This is a genomic window from Nocardia brasiliensis ATCC 700358 (assembly GCF_000250675.2).
GTDB classification, from domain to species: Bacteria; Actinomycetota; Actinomycetes; order Mycobacteriales; family Mycobacteriaceae; genus Nocardia; species Nocardia brasiliensis_B.
On record NC_018681.1, the window covers coordinates 6,852,331 to 6,871,356 of the forward strand.

Genomic DNA, 19,026 nt, shown 5'->3' on the forward strand with positions numbered 1-19,026 from the left:
GGACCGGTCCCGGTTGGTTCCCGCCCGGCGCAAATCACTCACCTTGCCCATCTTGCCCGCCCGGACCGCGGTCCGGGCGCGCTACGCAGCGCAGGAGTTCACGTAAGGCGATGTGGGTCGCCTCGAGCCGGATCGTCCACCGCTCGCCGCGCAGCTTCCACCGCATCACCTCGGTGTGCTTCGGCCCGGCCAGGCCGAGGAACACCGTGCCGACCGCGTGCCCGTCCTGCGGGTCGGGTCCGGCGACGCCGGTCAGCGCGACACCCCAGTCCGCGCCACAGCGGGTGCGGGCGCCGACCGCCAACTGCTCGGCGGTGCTCGCGGCAACCGGACCCTCTGTCTCCAGTACTTCGTCGCTGACGCCGCCCAGGCTGTGTTTGAGATCTGTGGCGTACACCACCAAGCCGCCGCGCAGCACCGCGCTGGCGCCGGGCACGCCGGCGATGGTCGCCGCCACCAGGCCCGCGGTCAGCGATTCGGCGGTGGCCACGGTCTGGCCCGCCGCGGTCAACGTGCGCACGAGGTCGGCGGCCGGTGCACCGGCGATCAACGGATCGGCCGCGGGGGCGTTCATGCGCCGCGCGATCGACCGGGCCCGCCCGCGAACCACACGCGCGCCGCCTGCCCGACGTAATCGAGTCCGGTGAGCACCGTCAGCGCGACGGCCACGTACATCAGGGCCATGCCCAGGCCGGCGAGCCAACCGGTGAACGGCAGCAGCAGGAAGGCGATCGCGATCGACTGCACCAGGGTCTTCAGCTTGCCGCCGCGGCCGGCCGGGATCACGCCGCGGCGCACCACGATCAACCGGAGCAGGGTCACGCCGATCTCGCGGCCGCAGATGACCAGGGTGATCCACCAGGCCAGATCGCCCAGCACGGACAGACCGATCACCGCCGAACCGATCAGCGCCTTGTCCGCGATCGGGTCGGCGAGCTTGCCGAAATCGGTGACCAAACCGTATTTGCGCGCAAGTTGCCCGTCGAAGCGATCGGTGATCGCCGCGATCCCGAACAGCGCGGCCGCGGTGATCCGCCAGCCGGTCTGGTGCCCGCCGTCGACGAACAGCGCGACCACGAACAACGGCACCAGTGCGATCCGCAACATGGTCAAGATGTTCGCGATGTTCATCAGCGGGACCGCGGGTTCGGCCTGCGCGGGCACGAAGCCGGAACGGATCTGGCTCGGCGCCGCCCAGCGCCGGTCGATTTCCTCCGGTTGCGCACTCACGTCCGCACCCCGCTCACCGGCGCGCGACGCGCGTCATGCCGAACCCACTGCCCGCCGCGATGCGGTGGACGGGACGACTGGATGTGTGGCACACGATCAGCCTATCGGTAACCGGCCCGACTACTGTGCACCCCATGAACTCTCGGGGACCACTAGGTGGTTCGACCAGCGACGCGCATCCGGGCGGGCCAGTGAGCACGCAGCACCCCACACCGGTTGTCCGACGCGCGCGAACCTCCGATGTGCCCGAGATCAAACGCCTCGTCGATGTCTACGCCGGCCGGATACTGCTGGAAAAGAACCTGGTCACGCTCTACGAGGCGGTGCAGGAATTCTGGGTGGCCGTGCTGGACGGCCGGATCGTGGGCTGTGGGGCGCTGCACGTGCTGTGGGCCGACCTGGGCGAGGTGCGCACGGTCGCGGTGCATCCCGACGTCAAGGGCAGCGGCGTCGGCAGGCTCGTGGTGGAACAGCTGGTCGCGGTGGCCCGCGAGCTGGAGCTGCGGCGGGTGTTCGTGCTGACCTTCGAGGTGGACTTCTTCGCCCGGCACGGTTTCGTCGAGATCGACGGGACACCGGTGACGGCCGAGGTGTACGCGGAGATGTGCCGGTCCTACGACACCGGTGTGGCCGAGTTCCTGGACCTGAGCTACGTGAAGCCGAACACCCTCGGCAATACTCGGATGCTGCTCACCCTCTGACTCTCGACCTTTTAGGAAGCGACCGTGCCGATCTTCGCCGTGCACTACACCTACTCCGCGGCCACGGTCCCGGGGCGGGACACCCACCGTCCCGAGCATCGGGCCTGGCTCGCCGACCAGCTCGCCGCGGGCGCACTGCTGAGCAGCGGACCGTACCCCGACGGGTCGGGCGCGCTGCTGGTGTTCCAGACCGCCGACGCGGACGCGCTGCACGCGCTGCTCGCGGTGGACCCGTTCGCGCGCGAGCAGCTGATCGACGACGTGCGCGTGGTCGAATGGCTGCCGGTACTCGGCGCGTTCGCCTCCTGAACTCCGGCTCCCGCCCGCGCCACGCCGGGCGGGAATTCCGGTGAGCGCCGCGATTTTACCCGTGATCAGCTAACTTGCGGCGACACACCGGGCGTGCTACAGAGCTGTGGCGTCTCCCACACGGCAGACTCGCGCCATGCGCACATACGTAGCGGTTTTCGCGTCGACGGCTGCCACCGCCGGGCTGTTGTACGCGTACCTGGGTCCACCGGACAAATCGGACCCAGCAACATCCTCGTCGGCTCGTCCGCTGACCCGGCCCGGTGTCGCCGACCCGGTCGTCTACCGGAACGCGGACGGCTACTACTTCCAGACCGGCGACCGGCTGATCACCTGCGGCATCCTCGACCAGGCGGTCGGCAGGCAACGGCACACCGCGGGCTGCCAGGGCGCGACCGAACCCGCCCCGCCGCAGGTGCAGTACTGCTGGAGCACCGACCCGGCCGCCGCTGCCGTGGCGGTGGGCGATGAGGCCGGGTACCTGTGTGTGAACCAGGGGTTCTACACCGGCCCGAAGACCGCGCCGGACGACTCCGGCGCCGGGCCGGTGTTGCCCGCCGGTTCCAGCCTCACCGCGCACGGGTTCACCTGCAAGGCCGAGCCGGACAGCGTCACCTGCCGCAACGACGAGGACGGGCACGGGTTCGAGATCGCACCGGATTACAACCGGGTGTTCTGAGCCTCCGCCTCGCGCGCGGCGCCGCGGGTGCGCAGCAGGCTGGCGACCGTCGCGACGACCAGGATGCCGAGGATGACGCTCAGTGAAATCCCCGTCGAGATCTCCGGCACGCTGACGTGCTCGCCGCCGTTGATGAACGGGAGCGTGTTCTCGTGCAGCGCGTGCAGCACCAGCTTGACGCCGATGAACGCGAGGATCGCCGACAGACCGTAGGACAGATAGACCAGCCGATCGAGGAGTCCACCGATCAAGAAGTACAACTGCCGTAAACCCATGAGCGCGAACGCGTTTGCGGTGAACACCAGGTACGGCTCGCTCGTCAGGCCGTAGATCGCCGGGATCGAGTCCAGGGCGAAGAGCAGGTCGGCGAAGCCGATCGCCAGCAGCGCCAGCAGCAGCGGGGTCACCACGCGCCGTCCGTCGACGCGGGTGACCAGCTTGTCGCCGTCGTAGCTGTCGGTGGTCGGCAGTATCCGCTTGGCCAGCGCGACGATCCGGCTGTCGCGCTTCTCCTCGTGTTCCACCTCGTGGCCGCTCTCCCGGATCAGCTTGACCGCGGTGTAGATGAGGAACAGGCCGAACAGATAGAAGACCCAGCTGAACGCGCTGATCGCGGCCGCGCCGACGGCGATGAACGCGCCGCGCATCACCAGCGCGATGACGATGCCGATCAGCAGCGCCTTCTGCTGGTAGATCCGCGGCACCGCGAAGGTGGACATGATGATCAGGAAGACGAACAGGTTGTCCACCGAGAGCGCCTTCTCGGTGACGAAGCCTGCGTAGTACTCCCCCGCGAACGTGCCGCCCCACTGCCAGGCGACGTAGCCGCCGAAGGCGAGCGCGAGCCCGATGTAGACGGCGGACCAGAACCCGGATTCCCGGAAGGTCGGTTCGTGCGGGGTGCGCACGTGGGCATAGAAGTCGAAGACGAACAGGGCGAGGATCACCACGACGGTGATCACCCACTCGAGTGCGGTTACCTGCATGCGGTGCGCCGATCGGCAGCGAGAGTCATGACATCCATAATGCCCGATTTGTCCGTTCTTCTCGGCTAGCGGGTGGGTTGCTGACCATAATTTCACATGCGCGCAACCGCGCGCCCATGCCAGAGTGGCCTCCGTGACCGACGACTACCTCCTGCTGAACAAGGCGAACTGGGACGAACGTGCACCCGCGCACGCCGCCTCGCGCGACTACGCGGTGGACCGGTTCCGCACCGAGCCCGGCTTCCTCAGCGATGTGGTGCGGTTCGACCTGCCGCTGCTCGGCGACATCACCGGCTGCCGCGGCGTGCATCTGCAATGTCATATCGGCACCGACACGATCTCGCTGGCCCGGCTCGGCGCGACGATGACCGGACTCGACTTCTCCCCCGCCTCGCTCGCCGAGGCGCGGGTGCTCAGCGAAACAACAGGCGCTGGAGTCGATTTCGTCGAATCGAACGTCTACGACGCGGTAACCGCCCTGGGCGCAGCACAATTCGACCTCGTCTACACCGGCATCGGTGCGCTGTGCTGGCTGCCGAGCGTGGGTCGCTGGGCGGAAACCGTCGCGGGACTGCTGCGTCCCGGCGGGCGGCTGTTCCTGCGCGAAGGCCATCCGGTGCTGTGGTCGTTGGACGAAAACCACACGGACCGGCTGGTTGTCGGCTACCCGTACTTCGAAACACCGGAGCCGATGGTGTTTTCCGACGGCGGCACCTACGTCGACACAACGGCGGAATTCGAGCAGATCACCACGCACGAGTGGAACCACGGCCTGGGCGACATCGTGACCGCGCTGCTGGCCGCGGGCCTGACCATCACCGGCTTGGTCGAGCATCGCAGTGTGCCGTGGCAGGCGTTGCCCGGGCTGATGACGCTCGGGGACGGCGGCGAGTGGCGGCTCACCGAACATCAGGAGCGAGTGCCGCTGAGCTACACGTTGCAGGCGCGCAAGAACTGATCGGGCGCAGCCGATCTGGGCCGACGACCAGGCGTGATCGCACGCAGAGCGACGGCGCGTCCCGGCGGCATGCGTGGCGGCACAGGCCACAATGCCGTCATGCAAATCCGAGGAGCTCGTATCGCAGTGGTGCCCTGCACTATCGCGCTGGCGCTGCTGGCCGGGTGTGGCGACGACGACAAGAGTTCGGGCGCGCCGTCCAGCACGGCCACCCCGCAGTCCGCGGTGACCAGTTCCGCCGCACCGAGTTCGACCGCGGCCCCGTCCGCCGCACCGACCACCGAGGCCCCACCGACCGCGACCCGCCCGCCCGCCCCGGGCCAGGTCGACCCGGCACAGTATCGGCAGCAGGCGGGGTACTACTTCCAGACACCGAGCGGGTCGTTCCTCTGCGCGATCCTGGATCAGCCCATCTCGGACAACGCCCAGGCCGGCTGCCAAGGACCGACGAATCCGGCCCCGGCGCAATACCGGGACTGCTGGGCCAAGGACAAGTACGCGGGCGCACTGGCGGTCGGGGCGAAAGCCGAGCCGCTGTGCCTGAATCAGGGCGTGTTCGTCGGCGAGCCCCTCGATGGCGGCACCCGGGGCGGCGGCCGGGTACTTCCATATGGTGCAATGCTTACCGTCGGCTCGTTCACCTGTGACTCCACCGAAGCGGGAGTGACCTGCACGAACGACACCGCGGGCACCGGGTTCCAGATTTCTCGCGAGTCCAACCGCACCTTCTGACCACGAAAACCGGTTCCCAACACGAAATCCGGATGTTAGCGTCAACACGAGACACAGTGACCCGACCGGAAGGCGAACGACCGTGACCAGGATGCCGCAGCGACGCCCGTCGCTAAGCGCAACCTGGCTGCCGAGTGCCTTCGCCGCGCTATCGGCCGTCGCCCGCACCACCCGGTGCACGCGGAGTCGCCCCTGACCGTGTCTACCCAGACCCGTCGAAGGGGTCACTCCGCGGCAATCGCCAAGGAGTGACCCCTTTTTCGTCGTCCGAAACCATCCCTCGTAGCCCAATCGGTAGAGGCACCGGACCTAGATTCCGGGAAGGTGCGAGTTCGAATCTCGTCGAGGGAACGACGCCGAGGTGACCCGACAACCCGGCCGCGATGAGGGCCACGCACGCGGCCCAGATCAGCACGTAACAGACCGCGAGCGCGACAACGAGCCGAAGCGACCATTTCATCGGAGGCGTGCGCCGCCCCGATCGCCGGATGGGTGCGCCGTGCGGTGCCGGATATCCGCGCGACCGAACGTTCGACACGAAACCGGACGCCGGCCGACCGGGCCGTGGCCGGAGCACCGGCGGCGAGTCCCCGCCGGGACGTCCCCGATATTCGAGCATCTGTGATCCCTTCCCTCAGTGGATGAATCGGCCCGGGCGGCACCTTGTCGTCGGCTAGCCCGTCACCCGGGTGGGCGGGGGTGTCGTGGTGGGATCGACGGTCGCGGCGGCGAAGAAGGCCGAACAGGCGAGCGAGAGTCGCTGCACCGCGGCATCGAACGCCTGGATCGCGCCTTGCAGTTGCGGCGACCGGTCTTCCTCGCCGCGTCCCGCGGTCACCGCGTCGTACAGGCCGCCGACCGTGTCACGAAGCCGCACAGCGGAATCGGCGGCGCCGCGAAATTCGGGTCCGATCAGTGCCGCCCCGTTCATGGCACCCGCGGCCGTACCCAATCCGATGCCGAGTCGGTCCGCGGCGTCTCTGGCGGCAGCGAGACTTTGTAGCACGGCGGCCCGGTCGTTGCGTTGCGCGGCGGGACCGAGCGCGGTCAGGTTGTCGCCGAGTTGCCGCAGCGCGGGTTGCAGCCCCGAGGTGGCACGGGCACCGTTCTGACAGTCCACGGTGTCACTGCTGGTCGACACCGCGCGGGGTGCACCGGCCGCGGAATCGCTGTTCGCACACGCCGTCAGCAGCGCGACACCGGCCAGGGCCGCCGCGAGGGCGATCCTGGCCGGTCCAGCCGTGTCAGAGAACATTCCCGAGCACGGTCAGCATCGCGTTCTGTGCCATCGGCAGCAGCGCCAGGTTCAGCGTCACCGCGAAACTCAACCCGGCGGTCAGCACCGGGTGCCGATTCCACCACCCGATCGGCCCCCGGCGTACAGCCCGGTTGTGTTCGACAGCCGCCCGCGCCTCGGCGACATTCTGCTGGTAGTAGCCGAAAGTCACTGGGGCAGAACTCGAATCGGCCAGTGCGGCGAACGACGGGGTACCACTGACCGGGAACTGCCCCTGGCTGGTGATGCTCATGCCACTGAGCCCTGCAGGCTCTCGTGCCACGGCCGCAGCAGCTCGTCGTAGACGCTCTGGGTGAACTGCCCCTGACCGACGAGATCACCGAGCACGGCGGCCGTCACCGCCTGCGCGACCGTGGTCACCGCGCCCAGCGACCCCAGCGACTGCAGCAGACTGCCCAGGTCACCGGCCCCGACGCCCGGCGAAAGCGCCTGGCCCGCAACCGCTGTCGCGATCTGGGTGTTGCGGGTACGGCCGAACTCCTTGGCCACCTTCGCCGCGACCTGCAATGGTTGCTCCGACTGCTGCTGTCCGAGCCCGGAGAGCAGACCGGCCAGACCGCCTGCGCCCGTTGCCGAGTTCTGCAGCCCTTTCAGGTGCGATTCCATGGACCGGCCCGCGGCCGCGTTGAGTCGTTCGCGTTCCTCGGCGCTCAATTGGGCCGCCCGCTCGATGATTGCGACGACGTCGGCCCAGCGGGGGCCGTAGATGTATTCCAGATGCAGCGTTGCCTGATCGTTCATTTCTTCCTTCTTTCAACGAGATTCGAGAGGGTCAGAGTGCGAGGGAGACGGTCTGGCGCGCCTCATCCGCTCGGGCCAGGCCCTGTGCGGCGTCGACGCTGACGGCGGGAATGGCCGGAATCGGCTGGGTGGCAGGCGGCCCGACGGTCTCCGGGACGGCGGGCACCGGAGCGGTCTCGGGCGCGGCGGCCTGGTTCCGGGACGGCCGGGGTGCCAGCATCTGCTGCAAGCCCCAGATCACCTCGGCGGTGTACGGGTCGTCCGGAATGTTGTCCAGGAACTGCGATCCGGCCGGAGCCAGGCCACCGCCGTTGTCCCGCGGGGTGTTTCGATCGAGGAACGCGCGCACCGCCGCGATCCAGTGCGAGTGCGTCCCCCGTCCACCGTTGGGCAGGCCCGCGATGATCAGCACCGGCAGCAGCAGCACCACCAGCGGAACGCCCAGCGCGAGGAACGGCAGCGACAGCGCAGCCGCCAGCGGCAGGCCCAGTAAGGCGCCTAGTGCCAACAGCGGCAACGCCAACGCGGCAAGGCCGAGCAACGGCAGTGCCAGTAGAGCGGCCAGTGCGAGCAAGGGCAGGGCCAATGCCGCCAGAGCCAGCAACGGCAACGCGGCGAGTGCCAACACCGGCAACGCCAACGCGCCGAGCGCGAGCAGCGGCAACGCGACCAGCGCCAACACCGGCAGCGCCAGCAATGTCAGCGCGCCCAAGATCGCCAGCGGAATGCCGACCAGGGCCGCGAGCGCGAGCAGAGGCAGCGCCAGCGCGCCCAGGGCGAGCAAGGCCGGCACCGACGCGAGCAGCCCGAGCCCGAAGCCGATCGCCCCACCCAGTGCGAGTGCGGCGAGTCCGCCGAGGATCGCCAGCGGAATGCCGAGCAGCGCAGCGAGACCCAGGCCGAGCAGACCACCGAGCAGCAGACCACCGAGCGCGCCCAGGGCCAAACCGGCGAGACCGCCGAGCACCAGTCCGGCGAGACCGCCGAGCACGAGACCGAGCGGCCCGCCCAGTAGCGAGCCGAGCAGTCCGCCCAGCACCAGACCGGCCAGCCCGGCCAGCGCGGCGAGCGGCAGCGCCAGCAACGCACCGAGCCCCAGACCCAGCAAGCCGCCCAGCAGCAAGCCGCCCACGGCACCCAGGGCGAGCCCGGCCAGACCCGCCAGTGCGGCCAGCGGCAGCGCCAGCAGCGCACCGAACGCCGCGCCGAGCAACCCACCGATAGCCAAACCGATCGCCAACCCGATCAAACCGCCGATCGCCAGTAATGCCAAGGCGCCCAAGGCAAGTAGCGGCAATGCGAGCAGCGCAGCCAGCGCCAGCAACGGCAATGCCAGCAGCGTCAACGCACCCAAGGCCGCCAACGGAATACCGACCAACGCCGCCAGCGCCAGCAACGGCAGCGCCAGCAAGGCCAGTGCACCCAAGGCCGCCAACGGAATACCGACCAACGCCGCCAACGCCAGCAACGGCAGCGCCAGCAAGGCCAGCAGGCCGATCGCCGCCAAGGCCAGCACCGGCAGGGCGAGCAGCAGCAGGGCCAGCGGTGTCGCGAAACTCAGGGCCAGTCCGATGAGGGTGAGGGTCAACAGGATTCCCTTGCCCAGCAGGATCAGGCCGGCCGCGAGTACCGCCGCGATGATCGGCACCAGCACGACGGCCGCGCCGAGCAGCACCACGGCGAGCGCGGCGACCGCGAGCAGGACCGCGAGGAACGGCGCGGCGAGCGCGAGCACGGCAACCGCGAGGAACGGCATCAGCGCGGTCGACAGGATCGGCGCGAACGGCCCGACGATCAGGAACGGGATCGACAGCACGGCCGCCAGCACCACACCGGCGAGCGCGACGATGCCGGTCGCCACCACGGCGACGACGGCGAGCGCGGCGGCGAGCACGTTGCCCGCGAGGAAGACCGCGCCGAGCAGCAACAGTCCCAGCCCCACCGACGCGGTGATCGCCACGGCCATGAACGCCAGCGCGACGATCGCGAGCGGCACGGTGATCAGCCACAGCGGCGGGAACAGTGCCGACACGATCAGCATGGTGGCGACCATGCCGATCGTCATGGCGGCCCAGACCGCGCCGATCGCGATCATCGCCGCGGCGATCAAGCCGACCACCACGCTGCCCGCCAAGGCCGTGGTGCCGATCATGGCCAGGAGGCCGAGCAACATCACGCCGAAAATGACGGGTGCGCCGAGCAGGGCCAGCGGTGGGTTGATGACGATCAGGAACAGCGCCCCGAGCACGAAGCCGGCGAACGCCACGATCGTCAGCAGGAATCCGCTGAGGAAGATGCCCGCGGCCCCGAGGACCGCGGCCGCAAAGGCGACCAGCATGATCTCGCCGAGGCCGGGGACCAGCCCGAAGCCGATCAGCGTGAAGAAGATGCCCGCGGCGGCCAGGGCGGCCAGGCCGGTGCCGACGATCGCGGCGAACACGATGTCCGCCAACAGGATCAGCGGAATCGCGTACGGCATCGCCACCATCAGGATCACCGAGGCGAGCAGCGTCGCGACCGCGAAACCCGCGATGCCGAGCAGCACGACGCTGAAACAGAACGCGGTGATCATGGTGCCGAGCAGCAGCCCGCCGAGCATCATCCCGAGGCCGAGCACCGTCGGCGCCACTACCAGCGCCAGGAAGAACAACGGTGCCAGCAGCGGACCGATGATCGGCAGTCCGAGCGTCAGCGCGGCCGCCGCGATGGTGCCGAAGACCAACCCTCCCGCCGCGGCGATCAGTCCGCCGATGCCGAGCACGACCGCGGCCACGGCGAGCGCGACCCACATGATGACCGCGCCCGCGGCCATCAACGTGGCCGCGACCAGGCTCAGGAACATCAGCCACGTCACGGTGAGGCCCGCGGCCACGCCGAGAATCACCAGGCCGGCGAGGAACAGCATGCCGATCACGCCGACCCCGATGACCGCGGCCGCGACGAGCAGGCCGCCGCCCACGATCGCGAGCGCGAACAGGATCGGCAGCGCGATCAGGCCGAACGGCGTCACCAACGACAGCAGGCCGGTGAGCAGCAGCAGCCCACCCGCGATCAGGCCGCCGACGATCAGCGCGCCGAATACCAGCGCGGCGGTGAAAAGCGTTGCCAGCACCAGGAACACGAGCGCGCCGCCGAATAGCAGCGGCCCGGCGAGCAGGCCGAGCACCGGCACCAGACCGGTGAACAGCACCGCCGCGGCGGTCAGCACCAGGAAGCCGATGGCGGTGAACAGCCCGCCCACGATCAGCGCGCCCGCCGCTACGGCGATGGTGGTGAGCACCACCGCCGCGATGGTGACCAGCAGTCCGGCCAGGATGACCGGGGCCAGCAGCTGGAACGCGAGGAACCCGAGCGGCACAATCACCAGCAGCACCGGGATCGCAATTACCGCGAGCACGATCAGCACCGGAATCGCCAGGGCCGCAACCACTACCGCGCCGAGGGCCAGCGCGCCGAGCAGCAGCGCCGCACCGATGACACCGGCCACGACAACCGCACCGAGGACGGCGACGGCCGCGGCACCGAGCACCACCGCCGCAATGACCGGCACGGCGAGCACCGCGATCAGTATCGGTGCAGCCAGGGCCGCCAACGGCAGCGACAGCGGCAGGAACACCTGCCGGGTCGCCGAGGGCAGCAGTGCGCGGACCGCTTGCAGTACGGAGTCGCGCAAGGGCGCGAAAGCCGAACCAGGATCGGCGATCGCGCTGAGCACCGGGGTGATCACCCCGGCGAACGGCGCGAGGGATTCGGCGAGGGTGCCGGAGCGCACGACCTGCTCCAGCGCACCGATCAGCGCGGTCGCCGGCAGCGACCCGTCGGAGACAGCCATGAGGGTGGGAGCGACTTCGCGCAAGGCAGGCGCGAATTGCAGGATGACCGGTCGCACGGCATCGGCCAAGGGGCCCGACCGCAACAGCGGCGTCAGTCGCTCGGTGAGCACGGCCTGGATATCCTTGCCCGCCGCGACATCCTGGAGAGCAGGGGCGATTTGCCCGAGGACCGGTGCCCAGTCGGCGCCGTCGGCGGCCACCGGCTCGATCAGCTCACGCAGCGCCTTGGCCGGGTCGCCGCCGTCGCGCGGGAAGTCGAAGATTTCGCGCGCTTGATTGAGCAGGGTGTCGATCGCGTTCGCGCCGGGGTCCGTGCGGCGGGCGCCTGCCATCTCGGTGGCGTCCTGCACGAACGCGAGCAGGTCCTGTACCGGCTGCTGCAGCGGACCGCCGGAAGTCTTTGCCGCCCAATCCCCGATCTCGCGCAGATCGAGGCCGGAGCCGGCGATCTTCGTGACGGTTTCGGCCAGTTCCTCGACGCCCGAGGGCGCGCGACCAGTGTTGCCGCCGGTGGCGATGCCCGCGGCCGGTGTCGCGGCGGGCAGCACCGCGCCGGGGTCCGGCTGCACGGCGCCCGTCGGCGGCAGGGTCGCGCGCACGCCGCTTTCGAACGACTTGATCGGATCCGCCCACGGTGCGTTCGGCACCGCGGCGGTCACCGTGTCGATGACCGCACCGAGACCGGTTCTGGCACCGGGGTCGAGCAGTGATCCGACAACCGAACCCAGTTGTGCCGGTGCGTTTCCGGCGTCGATCGGGGCCGCGTCGGGCGCCGGGGCCGCGCCGGCGGGACCGGCCGCGAGCGTCGCGGTCGCGACACCGGCGAAGGCGGCGACCGCATAGAGTCCGCGCCGGTTCTGTTTTACTTTCCGGCGGTGCCGGCCGGACGCTTTCGTTGCCCGGCCGCGTGCGCCGGGTAGGGAGCCTTCGATGTGTTGCACGACGGTTGAGCCTCTCGCTTCGTTAACGCACTGCTCTGACTGAATGCACGCTCGACCACCCGGATCTCAGGTGTTGCCGACCTCGTCGGGTCCGCAGACGGCGGTGGATCGACCGCCTTGTTCGCCGATGGGCGTGCCGATATGGGTGTGCTTGATGCCGAAGATGTCGGTGCAGCGGATGTAAGCGTGCTGCCCGTTCCCGGCACCCGGTTCGCAATCGACCGTCAGCTGCCGCGCGATCGAGTCGTCCGCGCGGCAGCCCGCCGGGACCGGCTCGGCCGTAGCCGATCCGGCGCCGATGCCGAAGGTGGCGGCAAGGACGAGCAGCAGCCCGCCGAGCACAGCGCCGATGCGGCGGACCGAGGGCGGCGACTGCATCGCACTGCCCGCCGACTGGAAATTAACTGGAGATTTGCCCATATCTAGAGGTTCATTGGGCAAAAGGGGTGCGTCAACAGAGAGTGTCACCGTATGGAATCAATGTCCGCCGAAACCCCCACTATGACAGCAAATCCCCGGAGCGCGTCACTGAATACACACGCGTAGAACGGAATTCATGGGACCATTTGGTACATTAGCGTTACTGTTGCTAGTTTGCAGAAATCGTCACAATGACACAGTTCGCGGCCTGCTTGGCCGAAAATTCTGGAGCTATCGATGCGCAGGTCACGCACACTCGTTTCCTTCCGGCCGGAGCACATGGACAAAGTCGGCCCCGCGGGCCGAATCTCGGCGTGCGCGTTGGTGTTGCTGTTGATCGCGCTGGTCGTCGTCGGCTTGGTCACCCAGGTCCGGGCGCGCGACAGGGACGCGGCCGTCGCGGCGGCGGCGGTCGCCGGTCCGCCGGTGCTCACACCGGACGGGATGGTGCGGATCGGCAGTCCGAACGCCGCGATCGTCATCACGGTGACCGAGGATGCGCAGTGCGCGCTGTGCCGGACGCTCGAGTCGGTCTCGGGCCCCGTCCTCACCGCGCTGACCGATCGGGACGAGATCGCCGTCGATTACCGCCTGATCGCGATCCGCGATCGCAGCTCCACCACGGCCTACTCGAGCCGCGCGGCCAACGCGAGCGCCTGCGTCGCGGCCGCCGACAAAACCAGATGGCCCGCTTGGCGCCGGGCCGTGCTGAATCGAGTACCGGCCGAGAACTCCGCGGGTCTCGGTGACCAGGAATTGATCGACCTCGCCATCGGGGCAGGTATCCCGGCGACGCCCGCACTGAGCGAGTGCGTCACGACCCGCCGCTACGGCGCGTTCGTGGCGGACCAGACCCGGAAGGCGATCGCGGACAACGTGACTCACGCACCGACCGTGCGCATCGGCGCCACCGAGGTCGGCAATCTGACCCCGGCGGGCATCGACGCCGCCGTCGCCGCGGCGCGCTGACTATGCGGCACCGGCCGACCGGCGCGTCCGGCTCGGCGGCTCACCGTTCCACCGCACATACGCCCGGCGGAATTCGCGGGCATCGCTGTAGCCCGTCTCGGTCGCGATCTGGGCGATGGTCATCCCGGTCTCCTCGATCAGATAGTGCGCGCGCCGCTGCCGGACGCGGTCGCGGATATCGCTGAACTTCTCGCCGGCGTCGTGCAGACGCCTGCGCAGGGTGCGCTCGGTGACCAGCAGTCGCGCGGCCACCTCCGCCATAGACATCGCGCGGCGCAGGTTTCGGCCCAGGATGGTCTCGACCGAGGCGACGATGTCGTGCCGCACCAGCTCGATGCCTTCCGCGCGTCGGCACGCGTCGATCGCGAAGGCCAGGTTGGCTTCGCTGTAGGTCGGGATGGGGCGCGCGAACAGCTCCGCCGGAAACACGATCTCGCTGACGGCGCAGTCGAATTCGACCGGGCAGCGGAAGAACCGCGGGTAGTCCGCGGCGTACCGGGGTTCGGGATAGGCCAACCGGATCATGCTGCTCTCGAAGTCCTGGTTCAGCAGCGACCGGCCGAACGCGCACGCCGCGGCCATCGCCTGCTCGGTGAGAAAGCGCCGCGCCTCCGGGTCGGGCACGCGTTGCACGACGCGGACGGCCGCCGCCGCGCCGCGGCGCTCGACCTCGAAATCGGTCAGGCAGCCCGCCAGCCGGGGCATGTCGTTCGCCAGCTGCGCCGCGTCGGCGACGGTCCGGCAGGACCGCATCGCGAAGCCGAGGATGCCGAAACCCACGATCGGATTGCGGGCGCCGATGGCGAGCCCGTGCGGACCGTCCGGCATGGCCCGCACCGCGCGGCGGATGATCGTGATCGCCTGCCGGTAGGACACGCGCATCTCCGGGGCGTCCAGCCGACTCGGCAGCACCCCCGTGCCCAGGAACCACGGTTCGGCGTCGACTTGCCGCTCGGCGGCGTACGCGCACAGTCGGACGAGCACGTTCGGCGCGATATCGGCCGCGCTGAACTGGGGATCGAACCTGTCCATTCCGGACGACTCCTTCGGTATGGCCGACGCTTCGCCAGACGGCGGAACCGATCCTGTCCGCAAGCGCGACCAACCTCAAGCAAACATTCAGCTATTTTCAAGAAGGCGCAGGTCAACTACCCTCGCCGATTATCCCGAGCGGATTAACTTGATCCGGTTGTTACCTGGTACCGGTTGACATTCCGGCGGCACTTCCGCTTGGCGGCGATCTGTGGCGTGCCGCTCTCGCCGGACCGGCTCGGGCCGCACCGGGGTGTGCGCGGACAAAGGGGGATCCGTGCCGGACAGGTGCGCGAAATTCGCGCTGCCACGCGAAACGGCTGCTACGTTCGGGCTCGTCCGGTCGCCGGAAGGTCTGACGCGGTGCCGCCGATTCATTCAGGAGGGTGCGTGGAGGCAGCGAGTGCGCGCCGGCATTTCGCCGAACGACTGGCCGCGCTGTTCGAACTCGCCGGTGCGCCACCGGTCAAGTCGGTGGTGCGCCGCGCGAACCTGCGAACCGCGCCCGGCAGTAGCCCGGTCACCGTCCAGCGAATCAGCGATTGGCGACGCGGCGCCCGGCTGCCCGCCACCTTCGAGACGGTACTGCCGACCCTCGCCGTGCTGATCGGCGACGCGAAAAAGCGCACGCAGTCAGCCGATCTGGACCGCACCCTGCTCGATCCGGCGCACTGGCGTGCTGCCTGGCAGGCGGCGAAAGCCGACCAGAACCGAACCGCGCTAGTGGTTCGCGAACCCGATCACCCGCCGTATCGCGGACTCTCGCCCTATCGCACCGAGGACGCGGACCTGTATTTCGGTCGCGACAGTGTTCGTGAATCCGTCGTGGATGCGATCACCGCGGTCACGGACGACGGCGAACTGCCGAGGCTGGTCCTGCTGATCGGTGTCTCGGGCGCGGGCAAATCATCCCTGCTGGCCGCGGGCCTCCAGGCCGACGCGGGGGCGCGGGCGCCGGTCTTGATCGCCCCGGGCACTCGTCCGGCCGAAGCGCTGCGGGCCGCGCTCGACGCGACCGGACCGGACGACGAGGTGCTGTTGCTCATCGACCAGGGCGAGGAGCTGTTCACCCGGTGCACCGAGGACGCCCGCCGTGCATTCCTCGACGAACTCGGCCGGATCAGCGCACCGGACGCGCGGCGCAAGGTCACCACCGTCATGGCGATCCGCTCCGACTTCTTCAACGACGTCATCCAGTACCCGCTACTGGCCGCGGCGATGAAGGACGCCTCGGTCATCGTCGGCGCGATGACCGAGGCGGAATTGCGGGACGTGATCGTGCGGCCCGCGCTCGCCTGCGGCGTCAAGGTCGAGCCCGCGCTCGTCGACGTCGTGCTGCACGATCTGGACACCGCGACGTCCGGCGACGGCAAAGCCGCACTACTGCCCCTGCTTTCGCACGTGCTCGACGCGACGTGGGCGCGCCGCCGCGGTCGCACGCTCACACTCGAGGCGTACCGCGAGGCGGGGGAAATGGCGGGCTCGGTGGCCGCCACCGCCGAACGGGCCTGGTCCCAGCTGAGCGCCGAGGAGGAGGTCGCCGCACGCGCAGTGCTGCTGACGCTGATCATCATCGGCCCACGCTCGGTGACCCGCGATCGCCTTCCCCTGCGCCGCGTGGTCGAGGAGGCCGTCGATCCCCGGTTGGCCGAACGGGTGATCGCGCACCTGGTCGATGCCCGGATCGTGCTCGTGCACGACGGCGAGATCGAACTGCTGCACGACGCGGTCCCCCGGGTATGGCCGCGGATGGCCGAATGGGTCGACGCGGAAAAGGAATTCGGCCCGGCACGCCACCGGATCGAGGACGACGCGCGGACCTGGCTCGACCAGGGCACCCCGGACACGCTGCTGTACGACGCCGAGCGGCTGGAAACCGTCGACGTGGTGACCGGCAACGGCGGTTCGATCAACCGGACCGCCCGGGAGTTCGTCGCGCGATCACGACGTCAGGTCGCGGCCGCCTCGGCCCGGCGCAGATTCTTGCGCACGGCGGCCGTCCTGCTCGTGGTCGTCGCGCTGCTCGCGGCGACGGTGGCGATCTCGCAGTATCGCGTGGTCACCCACGAACGCACCGACGCCGCGGTCGCCGCGCTGATCCACGAATCGCAGCGCATCGCGAGTTTCGATCCGACGGAATCCGCGCGAATGGCCTTGGCCGCCTATCGAATCCGCCCGGGCAACCCGGACACGCAGGCCCGTCTGCTGTCCACCCAGGCCTATCCCGTGATCCGCGCGTCCGCCCAGCGGCACGCGGGAAAGATCAACGGGCTCGCGTATTTCGCCGAGCGGCGGTTGATCGCCAGCGCCGGCGACGACACCCAGGTCCGCCTGTGGACGGTGGGCGACGACGACCAGGCGGTGGCGCTCGGTGACGGGCTCGGCGGACATGAGCGCGCGGTCGCCGCGGTGGCGTTCGGGCCGGACGGTGGCCTGCTCGTCAGTGTCGGCTACGACCAGGCGGTTCGGCTGTGGGATGTCCGGGATCCGGCCCGGGTGCGCGTCCTCGGCACGCTCGATATCGGAACACCTGCCCTGTCGGTGGTTTTCGCGGCGCAGGGGCGTGCGATCGTCGTCGCCGGTGAGAACGGCGAGCTGTCGCTGGTGGACGTCACCGACCCCGCCGAGCCGATCCTGCGGGAGCGGCTGCCCGCGCACACCGACGCGATCCGGAATCTGGCCACCGACGCGGGCGGGTCGCTGCTCGCGAGCGGTGGCGACGACGGCACCGTTCGACTCTGGGATATCGCCGATCCCACCCGTCTCGGTCCACTCGGTGCGCCCTTGCCCCCGGCGAACAGCGCCGTGCATGCCTTGGCGATCGGGCCGGGCGATCTGCTCGCGGTCGGGGCCGCGAACGGTGCCGTGCGGCTGTGGTCGCTCGCCGACCGCACGGCGCCACGCGAATTCGGCGTCCCGCAGACCATGCACACCGCGTCCGTCGACGCACTCCTGTTCGGCCCGCTCGGCCTGCTGGCCTCCGGGGCCGCCGACGGCACCGTCCTGCTGTGGCAGCTGACCGCCGGCGGTTTCGTGCCGATCGGCCGCCCGATCGGCGGTAATCGCGGCGCCATCTCCGGTCTCGGGGTGACCGCGAGCGTGCACCTCATCTCCGCCGGCGGCGATGGCCGGATCCACCTGTGGACGCGCCCGCCCGCGGACATCCCGGTGACCACCGAAGCGCCGTTCACCTCGGTGGAACTCGATGCGGCAGGTTCGCGGCTGGTCACCGCCGGGGAGGACGGGCGGTTCCAGGTGTGGCTGGTCGGGCCCGATCAGGTCGTGCTTGCCGCCGATGTACCGGCCGCGCCCGGCCTCGGTCACGGCGTCCGGGTCGATATCAGAGCCGACGGCGCGGGCTTGGCCGTCGCGGATGCCGACGGCGGTGCCGTGCAGCTGTGGAGTTCGGCCGACCCGGCCCGGCCGATCCCGGTCGGCGCACCGTTGCGCACCCGCACCCGGTACTTCACCGGCGCCCAGTACACGCCGGACGGGCAGGTCCTCGTCACCGGTGACGACGACTACTCGATCCGCCTCTGGGCGGTCGGCGATCCGGCGGCCCCGCGGCCGCTGGGCACCGCGACGTCGCAGAGCCGCCGCTCGTTCCGATCCCTCGCGGTGTCCCGAGACGGCACGCTGGTCGCCACCGGGTCCGGCGATGCCGCGATCTATCTGTGGGACATCCGCGATCGAGACCGGCCGGTGCTGCGCACCACCTTGACCGGACACGAAGGCCCGGTCACCACACTGGCTTTCGGGAACGACGCGCGGCACCTGTTCAGCGCCGCCGACGACGGCACCATCCGATCGTGGGATCTGAGCCGCCCGAGCGAGTCGGCGCAGATCGCCGCCGTGCACACTGCCGCGGTCGCGGATCTGTCACTCGACCACACCGGCCGCCGCCTCGCGACCGCGGGTGCGGACCAATCCGTCCGGCTGTGGGATGTCAGCGATCCCGCACGACCGCGGGCGCTGGGCCGCTCGATCTCCTCGGATATCGGCGCGCGCTGGTTCGTGCGCTTCGACCGGGCCGACGACAAACGACTGTTCGGCGTCGCCAACCTGGCCTCCGAACGCTGGGTCACCGATCCCGCGGTGGTGGCGGATGAACTGTGCCGCACGATCCCGGTCGCGCCGGAACCCCTCGATTCCGGCGGTTCGACGGTGTCCTACTCCGGTATCGACCTGTGCCGCTGAG

The 19,026-nt window shown here is 69.7% G+C and carries 16 protein-coding genes and 1 tRNA gene; 8 read left to right on the forward strand and 9 right to left on the reverse strand.

Annotation, left to right across the window (positions count from 1 at the left end):
• Nucleotides 1-34 precede the first annotated feature (34 nt).
• Nucleotides 35-574, reverse strand: a complete 540-nt coding sequence (locus tag O3I_RS30285; RefSeq protein WP_041564576.1) for a CinA family protein — start codon at nt 572-574, stop codon at nt 35-37.
• Nucleotides 571-1,230, reverse strand: a complete 660-nt coding sequence (gene pgsA, locus O3I_RS30290; RefSeq protein ID WP_014986834.1) for a CDP-diacylglycerol--glycerol-3-phosphate 3-phosphatidyltransferase — start codon at nt 1,228-1,230, stop codon at nt 571-573. Before pgsA ends, O3I_RS30285 begins: the two co-directional genes overlap by 4 nt.
• Nucleotides 1,231-1,364: 134 nt before the next feature.
• Between pgsA and O3I_RS30295 the strand changes: the two genes are divergently transcribed.
• From O3I_RS30295 to O3I_RS30305, 3 genes are all read left to right on the forward strand, one after another.
• Nucleotides 1,365-1,931, forward strand: a complete 567-nt coding sequence (locus O3I_RS30295; RefSeq protein WP_081594184.1) for an amino-acid N-acetyltransferase — start codon at nt 1,365-1,367, stop codon at nt 1,929-1,931.
• A gap of 24 nt (nt 1,932-1,955) precedes the next feature.
• The gene (locus O3I_RS30300; protein ID WP_014986836.1) at nt 1,956-2,240 is read left to right on the forward strand and encodes a YciI family protein; all 285 of its coding nucleotides are present in this window, start codon (nt 1,956-1,958) and stop codon (nt 2,238-2,240) included.
• A 136-nt stretch (nt 2,241-2,376) separates the two neighbouring features.
• Nucleotides 2,377-2,919, forward strand: a complete 543-nt coding sequence (locus O3I_RS30305; protein ID WP_014986837.1) for a hypothetical protein — start codon at nt 2,377-2,379, stop codon at nt 2,917-2,919.
• Here O3I_RS30305 and O3I_RS30310 read toward each other — a convergent pair.
• On the reverse strand, nt 2,901-3,905 hold the full coding sequence (locus tag O3I_RS30310) for a TerC family protein (protein WP_014986838.1): 1,005 nt from the start codon (nt 3,903-3,905) through the stop codon (nt 2,901-2,903). The genes O3I_RS30305 and O3I_RS30310 overlap by 19 nt on opposite strands.
• A 133-nt stretch (nt 3,906-4,038) precedes the next feature.
• Between O3I_RS30310 and O3I_RS30315 the strand changes: the two genes are divergently transcribed.
• From O3I_RS30315 to O3I_RS30325, 3 genes are all read left to right on the forward strand, one after another.
• On the forward strand, nt 4,039-4,863 hold the full coding sequence (locus O3I_RS30315; RefSeq protein ID WP_014986839.1) for a class I SAM-dependent methyltransferase: 825 nt from the start codon (nt 4,039-4,041) through the stop codon (nt 4,861-4,863).
• Nucleotides 4,864-4,962: 99 nt separating this feature from the next.
• Nucleotides 4,963-5,595, forward strand: coding sequence for a hypothetical protein (locus O3I_RS30320; RefSeq protein WP_141691626.1), 633 nt, complete (start codon nt 4,963-4,965; stop codon nt 5,593-5,595).
• 276 nt (nt 5,596-5,871) lie between these two features.
• Nucleotides 5,872-5,946, forward strand: a tRNA-Leu gene (locus tag O3I_RS30325).
• A gap of 322 nt (nt 5,947-6,268) precedes the next feature.
• Here the strand turns inward: O3I_RS30325 and O3I_RS30330 are convergent.
• The 5 genes from O3I_RS30330 to O3I_RS30350 form a co-directional block, all read right to left on the reverse strand.
• Nucleotides 6,269-6,850, reverse strand: coding sequence for a hypothetical protein (locus O3I_RS30330; RefSeq protein WP_014986841.1), 582 nt, complete (start codon nt 6,848-6,850; stop codon nt 6,269-6,271).
• Nucleotides 6,840-7,124 carry a hypothetical protein gene (locus O3I_RS30335; RefSeq protein WP_014986842.1) on the reverse strand — a complete coding sequence of 95 codons (285 nt, stop codon included), beginning with the start codon at nt 7,122-7,124 and terminating at the stop codon, nt 6,840-6,842. The genes O3I_RS30330 and O3I_RS30335 overlap by 11 nt, the downstream gene beginning before the upstream one ends.
• A complete protein-coding gene (locus tag O3I_RS30340) occupies nt 7,121-7,633 on the reverse strand; it encodes a hypothetical protein (protein WP_014986843.1) in 513 nt (170 codons plus the stop codon). Before O3I_RS30340 ends, O3I_RS30335 begins: the two co-directional genes overlap by 4 nt.
• Before the next feature lie 31 nt (nt 7,634-7,664).
• Nucleotides 7,665-12,407 carry a hypothetical protein gene (locus O3I_RS30345; protein WP_014986844.1) on the reverse strand — a complete coding sequence of 1,581 codons (4,743 nt, stop codon included), beginning with the start codon at nt 12,405-12,407 and terminating at the stop codon, nt 7,665-7,667.
• A gap of 66 nt (nt 12,408-12,473) precedes the next feature.
• The gene (locus tag O3I_RS30350) at nt 12,474-12,827 is read right to left on the reverse strand and encodes a hypothetical protein (RefSeq protein ID WP_237748161.1); all 354 of its coding nucleotides are present in this window, start codon (nt 12,825-12,827) and stop codon (nt 12,474-12,476) included.
• Nucleotides 12,828-13,064: 237 nt separating this feature from the next.
• On the opposite strand from O3I_RS30350, the gene O3I_RS30355 reads away from it, so the two are divergent.
• The gene (locus tag O3I_RS30355) at nt 13,065-13,796 is read left to right on the forward strand and encodes a DsbA family protein (protein ID WP_081594185.1); all 732 of its coding nucleotides are present in this window, start codon (nt 13,065-13,067) and stop codon (nt 13,794-13,796) included.
• Here the strand turns inward: O3I_RS30355 and O3I_RS30360 are convergent, their stop codons facing one another.
• The gene (locus O3I_RS30360) at nt 13,797-14,828 is read right to left on the reverse strand and encodes an AraC family transcriptional regulator (RefSeq protein ID WP_014986847.1); all 1,032 of its coding nucleotides are present in this window, start codon (nt 14,826-14,828) and stop codon (nt 13,797-13,799) included.
• A 390-nt stretch (nt 14,829-15,218) separates the two neighbouring features.
• Between O3I_RS30360 and O3I_RS30365 the strand changes: the two genes are divergently transcribed.
• Nucleotides 15,219-19,025: a WD40 repeat domain-containing protein gene (locus O3I_RS30365; protein ID WP_014986848.1), complete on the forward strand. Its 3,807-nt coding sequence runs from the start codon at nt 15,219-15,221 to the stop codon at nt 19,023-19,025.
• Nucleotide 19,026 lies beyond the last annotated feature (1 nt).

Coding starts and splice junctions, on each gene's coding strand:
- O3I_RS30285 (WP_041564576.1), bottom strand. CDS start 574: ATGAACGCCCCCGCGGCCGATCCGTTGATCGCCGGTGCACCGGCCGCC.
- O3I_RS30295 (WP_081594184.1), top strand. CDS start 1,365: ATGAACTCTCGGGGACCACTAGGTGGTTCGACCAGCGACGCGCATCCG.
- O3I_RS30305 (WP_014986837.1), top strand. CDS start 2,377: ATGCGCACATACGTAGCGGTTTTCGCGTCGACGGCTGCCACCGCCGGG.
- O3I_RS30310 (WP_014986838.1), bottom strand. CDS start 3,905: ATGCAGGTAACCGCACTCGAGTGGGTGATCACCGTCGTGGTGATCCTC.
- O3I_RS30320 (WP_141691626.1), top strand. CDS start 4,963: ATGCAAATCCGAGGAGCTCGTATCGCAGTGGTGCCCTGCACTATCGCG.
- O3I_RS30330 (WP_014986841.1), bottom strand. CDS start 6,850: ATGTTCTCTGACACGGCTGGACCGGCCAGGATCGCCCTCGCGGCGGCC.
- O3I_RS30335 (WP_014986842.1), bottom strand. CDS start 7,124: ATGAGCATCACCAGCCAGGGGCAGTTCCCGGTCAGTGGTACCCCGTCG.
- O3I_RS30340 (WP_014986843.1), bottom strand. CDS start 7,633: ATGAACGATCAGGCAACGCTGCATCTGGAATACATCTACGGCCCCCGC.
- O3I_RS30350 (WP_237748161.1), bottom strand. CDS start 12,827: ATGGGCAAATCTCCAGTTAATTTCCAGTCGGCGGGCAGTGCGATGCAG.
- O3I_RS30355 (WP_081594185.1), top strand. CDS start 13,065: ATGCGCAGGTCACGCACACTCGTTTCCTTCCGGCCGGAGCACATGGAC.
- O3I_RS30360 (WP_014986847.1), bottom strand. CDS start 14,828: ATGGACAGGTTCGATCCCCAGTTCAGCGCGGCCGATATCGCGCCGAAC.